Source organism: Rhizobacter sp. P3_B12 (assembly GCF_056402895.1).
On sequence record NZ_JBFUGN010000459.1, the window covers coordinates 1 to 4,794 of the forward strand.

The window sequence follows — 4,794 nt, forward strand, 5'->3', positions numbered from 1 at the left end:
TGGGCAAGGTGATGGGCGCGRTGAAGACCCGCCTGGCCGGCAAGGCCGACATGGGCCTGGTGTCCGCCGCGGTCAAGCAAGCCTTGAGCAAATAGGTCGCCAACCATGAGCGATCCCGTCGTCCAGCAGCTCAGCGCCGATGTCTGCGTCGCGCCCCAGCTCGAACCGGCCGCGATGGCCTGGGCCGCGCAGCAGGGCTTCAAGAGCGTGATCAACAACCGCCCCGATTTCGAGGGCGGCCCCGATCAACCCACCAGCGCCGCCGTCGAAGCCGCCGCGCTCGCGGCCGGCCTGCAGTACGCGCACCTGCCGGTCGCGCCGGCCGTGCAGACGCCCGAGCAGGTGGCCGAGTTCGCATCGCTGCTGGCCTCGCTGCCCAAGCCGATCCTCGCGTTCTGCCGCACCGGCACGCGCTCCGGCAAGCTCTACCGGGCCGCGACAGGCTCCGCCTGACCCCGCAGCCACGGCGGCCGTCCATGCGCCTGAAGCTGAAGGTCTTCCTGTTCGCGGTGATCCCGCTGATCGCGTCGCTGCTGCTGATCGCGGTCGCGGTGCGCCAGAAAGAGAACGACCTCGCCGCCCGCGAGCGCGCCGTCGTCGAGGCCGCGACGATGGCGTCCAAGCAGACCGAGCTGCGCCACTACGTCGACCTCGCGCAGAGCACGATCGCGCCGCTCTACGCCTCCGGCCGTGACGACGATGCCACCAAGGAGCAGGCGATCCGCCGCCTCGCCTCGCTCGACTACGGCAGCGACGGCTACTTCTTCCTCTACGACCTGGCCGGCAAGAACCTGATGCACCCGCGCCAGCCCGAGCTGGTCGGCCAGCCGATGTGGGACATGCGCGACGCCAACGGCGAGCCGGTGATCCAGCGGCTGATCGCACGCGCCCGCGAAGGCGGCGGCTTCGTTGAATACCTGTGGCGCAAGCCGTCGACCGGGCAGGTGACGCCCAAGCTCGGCTACGTGGTCGCGCTGCCGCGCTGGAACTGGATGTTCGGCACCGGCCTGTACCTCGACGACGTGCAGGCCACGATGAAGCAGCTCGACCAGCAGGTCACCGCCAACATCGCCGACACGATGTGGTGGATCGCCGGCATCGCGCTGCTGGGCATCGTGCTGATCGGCGGCAGCGGGCTCGCGCTCAACGTCAGCGAGCAGCGCATCGCCGATGCCAAGCTGCGGCTGCTGGCGCGCCAGGTCGTGCAGTCGCAGGAGGACGAACGCGCCCACCTCTCGCGCGAGCTGCACGACAGCACCAGCCAGACGCTGGTGTCGATCAAGCTGCTGATGGAATCGTCGGTCGCGCAGCTCGGCGCGGCCGCGCCGGCCACGCTGACCAAGGCGCTGCTGCGCCTGAACGGCGCGCTCGGCGAGGTGCGCGAGATCTCGCACCGGCTGCGCCCGGCCGAGCTCGACGTGCTGGGCCTGCCGGCCGCCCTCGCCCACCTGGGCGAAGAGTTCGGCGAGCAGCGCCGCCTGCCGCTGCAGGTGCGGGTGCGCGGCGAACCGGCCGAGGGCCTGCCGAACGAGATCAACACCGTGYTGTTCCGCGTGACGCAAGAGGCGCTGAACAACATCGACAAGCACGCGGCCGCGTCGCRCATCGCGCTGCGGCTGGCCTTCGGCGCCGGCGGCGTGCGGCTGCGCGTGATCGACGACGGCCGCGGCTTCGACGTCGGCGCGATGCAGCATCACCCGCGCCGCGGCATCGGGCTGCGCAACATGCGCGAGCGGCTGGCGTCGATCGGCGGGAGCCTGAACGTGTCGTCGAAACCCGGCCGCACCGAGGTCGTCGCCGACGTGCCCACCTCGGCCATTCGACGCTTCGCCACCACCGCCTCATGACCCCGAACGCCACCCGCCTGCTGATCGTCGACGACCACCCGCTGGTGCGCGAGGGCCTGAAGGCCCGGCTGTGCAGCGTGGCCGGCATCGACGTGGTCGGCGAGGCCGGCGACGCGGCCGAGGCCTTCGCGCAGCTCGCCGCGCACGCCGTCGACCTGGTGCTGATGGACATCGGCATGAAAGACGTGAACGGCATCGAACTCACGCGCCGCCTGCTCGCCGAGCGGCCGGCGCTGCGCGTGCTGGTGCTCAGCATGTACGACAACCCCGAGTACGTGAACCGCGCGATGCAGGCCGGCGCGCGCGGCTACGTGCTGAAGGACGCGCCGTCGACCGACATCATCGAGGCGATCGCCGCGGTGCAGGCCGGCGAGACCTTCCTCAGCGCCGCGATCTCGGGCCGGCTGATGCGGGCGCAGACGCCGCGGCCGGTGATGTCGCTGCGCGAGAGCGAGATCCTCGCGTGCCTGGCCAAGGGCCGCTCGAGCAAGCAGATCGCGCAGGACCTGAACCTGAGCGTGCGCACCGTCGAATCGCACCGCCAGAACATCAAGCGCAAGCTGAACCTCGAAGGCCAGGCGGAGCTGATCAAGTACGCGGTGGAGCACTGCCGGGATTTCGGTGACACCCCGGCCGCCACGTAGTTTCACTTAGCTGTTTGACCCGTTGCCGGACGGATCCGGATCGGGTCTGATTCCACCCTGCCAAAAGAACCAGTCCTGGAGACGTTTCGTGCAACCCCTCTTGTCCTTCTCACGCCTGGTCGACCGGCTGAACGAGTTCGTCGGMCGGTGGCTCGCGTGGCTCGTGCTGGCGGCCGTGCTGATCAGCGCCGGCAATGCCATCGTCCGCAAGGTGTTCAACGTCAGCTCGAACGCCTACCTCGAGATCCAGTGGTACCTGTTCGCCGCGGTGTTCCTGCTGGCCGCCGGCTACACGCTGCTGCGCCAGGAGCATGTGCGCATCGACGTGATCTCGGGCCGCTTCTCCAAGCGCACGCAGGTCTGGATCGACATCGTCGGCATCTGCGCCTTCCTGATGCCGTTCGTGATCGTCGCGATCAAGCTGGTGTGGCCGGTGGTGGTCAGCAAGTACCAGAGCGGCGAGGTCTCGGGCAACGCCGGCGGCCTGGTCCTGTGGCCGGCCTGGGTGCTGCTGCCGGTGGGGCTGGCGCTGCTGGGCCTGCAGGGCCTGTCCGAGCTGATCAAGCGGGTGGCCTTCCTGAAGGGCCTGGTGCCCGATCCCACGAAGAAGGGCAGCGCGAAATCGGCCGAGGAAGAACTCGCCGAGTTCCTGCGCCAGCAAGAGGTGGCGGTGCGTGAGAAGGCCGCCCTCGAGAACACCCGAGGGAGCACGAAATGATCGAGTTCCTGTCCGCCAACATGGCGCCGATCATGTTCGGCAGCCTGATCGTGTTCCTGCTGTTCGGCTACTCGGTCGCGTTCTCGCTGGCCGCCTGCGGGCTGCTGTTCGGCTTCATCGGCATCGAGCTCGGCCTGCTGCCGTCGGCGCTGATGCAGGCGCTGCCGCTGCGCATGTTCGGCATCATGCAGAACGACACGCTGCTCGCGGTGCCGTTCTTCACCTTCATGGGGCTGCTGCTCGAACGCTCGGGCATGGCCGAGGACCTGCTCGACACCATCGGCCAGCTGTTCGGCCCGATCCGCGGCGGCCTCGCGTTCGCGGTGATCCTGGTCGGCGCGATGCTGGCCGCCACCACCGGCGTCGTCGCCGCGTCGGTGATCTCGATGGGGCTGATCTCGCTGCCGATCATGCTGCGCTACGGCTACGACCGGCGCGTCGCGTCGGGCGTGATCGCCGCGTCGGGCACGCTCGCGCAGATCATCCCGCCGTCGCTGGTGCTGATCATCATGGCCGACCAGCTGGGCCAGAGCGTCGGTGACCTGTACAAGGGCGCCTTCATTCCCGGCTTCGTGCTGACCGGCCTGTACGTGCTCTACATCGCAGGCGTGACGATGTGGCGCCCGCAGTGGGCGCCGGCGCTGCCGAAGGAAGCCCGCACGATCCGCGAGGCCGACGGCAGCAGCGGCCTGCGCTCGCTGGGCGTGGTGGCGRCACTGTCGGTGGCCTCGGCCTTCGCCTTCGCGCGCAGCCGGCCCGCCGCCACGCCGACCGACGAGCTGATCGTCACGTCGATGTGCGTCGGCGTCGGCTTTGCCTTTTTGCTGGCGGTGATCAACCGCGTGACCAGGCTCAACCTGCTGTCGAAGATGGCCGAGCGCGTGACCTTCGTGCTGATCCCGCCGCTCGCGCTGATCTTCCTGGTGCTCGGCACCATCTTCCTCGGCGTCGCCACGCCGACGGAAGGCGGCGCGATGGGCGCCACCGGCGCGCTGGTGATGGCGCTCGCGCGCCGGCGCCTCAGCCTGAGCCTGCTGCGCCAGGCGATGGACACGACGATGAAGCTGTCGTGCTTCGTGCTGTTCATCCTGGTCGGCTCCACCGTGTTCAGCCTGTCGTTCCAGGGCGTCGACGGGCCGAAGTGGGTCGAGCACCTGCTGACCGGCCTGCCCGGCGGCCAGCTGGGCTTCCTGATCGTCGTGAACATCCTGGTGTTCGTGCTCGCCTTCTTCCTCGATTTCTTCGAGCTGTCGTTCATCATCATTCCGCTGATCGGGCCGGTGGCGCACACGCTGGGCATCGACCTGGTGTGGTTCGGCGTGCTGCTGGCGGTGAACATGCAGACCTCGTTCATGCACCCGCCGTTCGGCTTCGCGCTGTTCTACCTGCGCAGCGTGGCGCCGGTGGACGACTACACCGACAAGGTCACGAAGGCGCCGGTGGCCCGGGTGACGACCGGGCAGATCTACCGCGGCGCGATCCCGTTCGTGCTGATCCAGATCGTGATGGTGGGCCTGGTGATCGCGTTCCCCGGCCTGGTGTCGAGCGGGCTCGGCAAAGAGAACAAGCTGAACAACGACGAGAT

The 4,794-nt window shown here is 68.9% G+C and carries 6 protein-coding genes; all 6 read left to right on the plus strand.

The genetic code is table 11. The features are described 5' to 3' along the window. Positions 1-95: GatB/YqeY domain-containing protein (locus AC1D01_RS21125; protein WP_477869754.1), on the plus strand; the 95-nt coding region annotated here is incomplete at its 5' end. A 10-nt stretch (positions 96-105) separates the two neighbouring features. After that, positions 106-453 carry a protein tyrosine phosphatase family protein gene (locus AC1D01_RS21130; RefSeq protein WP_477869746.1) on the plus strand — a complete coding sequence of 116 codons (348 nt, stop codon included), beginning with the start codon at positions 106-108 and terminating at the stop codon, positions 451-453. A 23-nt stretch (positions 454-476) separates the two neighbouring features. Beyond that, positions 477-1,847 carry a cache domain-containing protein gene (locus AC1D01_RS21135; protein ID WP_477869748.1) on the plus strand — a complete coding sequence of 457 codons (1,371 nt, stop codon included), beginning with the start codon at positions 477-479 and terminating at the stop codon, positions 1,845-1,847. Continuing rightward, positions 1,844-2,491, plus strand: coding sequence for a response regulator transcription factor (locus AC1D01_RS21140; RefSeq protein ID WP_477869750.1), 648 nt, complete (start codon positions 1,844-1,846; stop codon positions 2,489-2,491). The genes AC1D01_RS21135 and AC1D01_RS21140 overlap by 4 nt, the downstream gene beginning before the upstream one ends. Before the next feature lie 88 nt (positions 2,492-2,579). After that, positions 2,580-3,209, plus strand: a complete 630-nt coding sequence (locus AC1D01_RS21145) for a TRAP transporter small permease subunit (protein WP_477869752.1) — start codon at positions 2,580-2,582, stop codon at positions 3,207-3,209. Continuing rightward, positions 3,206-4,794 (plus strand): TRAP transporter large permease (locus AC1D01_RS21150; protein WP_477869753.1); only part of this gene is annotated, 1,589 nt, incomplete at its 3' end. The genes AC1D01_RS21145 and AC1D01_RS21150, both read left to right, overlap by 4 nt.

Bases quoted from the DNA above. Each gene is read 5' to 3' on its own strand.
- AC1D01_RS21130 (WP_477869746.1), top strand. From the start codon at position 106: ATGAGCGATCCCGTCGTCCAGCAGCTCAGCGCCGATGTCTGCGTCGCG.
- AC1D01_RS21140 (WP_477869750.1), top strand. From the start codon at position 1,844: ATGACCCCGAACGCCACCCGCCTGCTGATCGTCGACGACCACCCGCTG.